Source organism: Streptacidiphilus anmyonensis (assembly GCF_000787855.1).
GTDB lineage: Bacteria > Actinomycetota > Actinomycetes > Streptomycetales > Streptomycetaceae > Streptacidiphilus > Streptacidiphilus anmyonensis.
Map to the genome: position 1 here is coordinate 22,269 of NZ_BBPQ01000078.1, position 2,383 is coordinate 24,651.

Genomic DNA, 2,383 nt, shown 5'->3' on the forward strand with positions numbered 1-2,383 from the left:
AGGGTGCCACGGGCGCGGCCTGCGCCGACGGCTCCGAAGGCGACCGCTGCGGTAGACCCTCGGGGATTCCCGGCGCGAGCGGCGCGGGCTGCTGCGAGGGGGCGTCGGAGATCCGTCGTGGGCGCGGGACCGACCAGGTCGCCAGGGCCGCCGCGAGGGCGGTGAGGGCGCAGGCCTGGGCCGACGTGCTGAAGGCGCCCTGACCGGGCGTCAGGCCGTGCTGGACGTCCACGGCCGCGATCAGGCCCGCGGCCGTCATCGCCGCGACCGCCACAAGGGGGCCCACCACGCGCGCGGCATCGGGACGCCACCACCACAGCGCGCCCAGGACCAGGACCACGCCCGCCATCGGGCCGCCGACCAGCGCGAGGACGGCGAGGCCGACGACCGGCCCGGCGACCAGCGCGGCCACCGGCCGCGGCGCGGTGCGCGCCGCCACGGCCGGGAGCAGGACCGCGCCGTCGGGACGTCGACGCCGCGCCGCCCCGACCAGTACCGCCAGCACCACGACCAGCAGCAGGCCGCCGACCGACAGCGCCACGACGTACCAGGTCTGCGGGCTGTAGGTGAGATGGACCTGACCGCCCGCGCCCGCGGGGATCAGGAAGCCCTGCTGCCAGCCGTCGAGCGTGACGGCCCGCAGTGCGTGCCCGTTCAGCGTCGCCGACCACCCGGGGGCGGCGTTCTCGTGAACCTCCAGGTAGGCGGCGGGTCCCTGATGGACCGTCACGGTGCGGTCCTGCTGGCTCCAGCTCCACGCGCCGGTGGTGCGTGCGGTGGTGCCCGGCGCGGCCCCGGTGCGTGTCAGCGCGGCGCGCTCCGAGGCGCCGACGAGGGTCGCGTCGGTGAGGGCCAGGGACTGCCCCGGCGCGTCGCCGGGCGCGTCAAGGCGGTGGAGGCCGGCGGTGAGCGCGAGGTGGCCGCCGCTCGTGCAGAGCGTGACGACGACCGGCTGCTGCGCGAGCAGCGCCGACAGTGTGCCGGAGGCGGACGTGGGGTAGCTGCGCCCGTCGACGGACAGCCGCGGTCCCTGGCCGCACGGCAGTTGGAAGGAGGCGCCGGGGTCGGCGGCCCTCTGCGGCAGGTCGCTCAGCGCCGGGAAGGTCGCCTTGGCGAGCCCGAGCGGCAGCGGCACCTCGCTGCCGGTGATCGGCTCGTAGGCGTCGACCTGCTGGATCTTCGGGAAGGTGACCGTCACCTGGTCCGTGCGCAGCGGCGCGAAGGTCACCTTGCCGTCGCTGCCCACCGCCGCTGTGCGGTCCCCCGCCGGGCTGCTGATCCGCACCGTCAGCGGCGCGGCGGACAGCCCGCCGGCGGGCTGGAGGTCGAGCTCGGTGAGGGTTCGCCGACCCTTCCAGGAGTAGCTGAGCCGCGGCGTGGTGCCGGGCGCGGCGATCCATCCGTCGAAGGACGTCGCCTGGACCAGGTTGGCGGCCTGGTACTGCGGCAGGTCGGCGATGGCGGGGCTGGCGGTGACGGTCAGTCCGCTGCCCGGCGTCAGCTTGTGGATCAGCGCGTCGAGGGCGGGTCCGGGCACGGGCGTCGCGGTGAGCTGGGTGTCGAAGGAGTCGGGGGCGTCGAGTGCGAACTGGCGGGCCAGCGAGGTCTCCGCGCTCTGCGGGCCGAGCAGTCCGGTCGCGCCGACGGTGCGGTGGAAGGAGAAGGCGACGCCGCCCTGACCGTTCGTCGCGGCGTCGTGGGGGGCAGCCAGATAGCGGGTCACCTGGACGCCCGGGACGGAGACCTCGCTGATGCCCGCCCCGAGGCCGCCGGGGACGGCGCCCCGCGCGCCCGCGATGGTGAGGGTGAGGGTGCGGGTGGGCCCGGCCGGCACGGCCAGGTCCTGCGGCGAGCCGTTCGCCCCGAGCGTGTCCGTCACCGTGCCGTGGTCGGTGCGGACGGTCAGCCTGCTGATGAGCGGCCGCAGCGGGCTGTCGGCCAGGAGTGACACCGAGAGCGAGGCGGGCAGGTCGACCGGGCCGGCGAAGTCGATCCGCAGCCACTGACCGACCGGGGTGTTCGGGCTGCCCTCGGTCCATGCCGTCCCCGCGTCGCCGTCGAAGGCGTTGACGGGGTCGTACTGCGGGGACTGGAGCAGCCAGGAGCCGTAGCTCGACGCGGTCACCGAGGCGGCTCCGCCGATCACGGCGGTGGTCTGGTGCCCGGTCGCGTCGAAGGGCAGGGCGAGTTGGCTGGGCGCCTTGCCTCCGGTTCCGTCGGCGCGGTCCGGCGGGTTCGTGCCGGTCGCGGTGTAGGTGTAGGAGACGTTGTCGCGGACGAGCCCGAAGGAGGTGTCGGTGCGGCGCAGGCCGTCGGTCACCACCAGCGGGCTGCCGGCGGGCGCGACGCCGCCGGCGGAGGCGGTCTGGCCGCTCAGCAGCAC

Annotated in this window: 1 protein-coding gene; it reads right to left on the minus strand. The window is 76.0% G+C overall.

The genetic code is table 11. The features are described 5' to 3' along the window. On the minus strand, nucleotides 1-2,383 hold a 2,383-nt coding region (locus tag TR50_RS36640), incomplete at both ends, for a discoidin domain-containing protein (protein WP_160311252.1).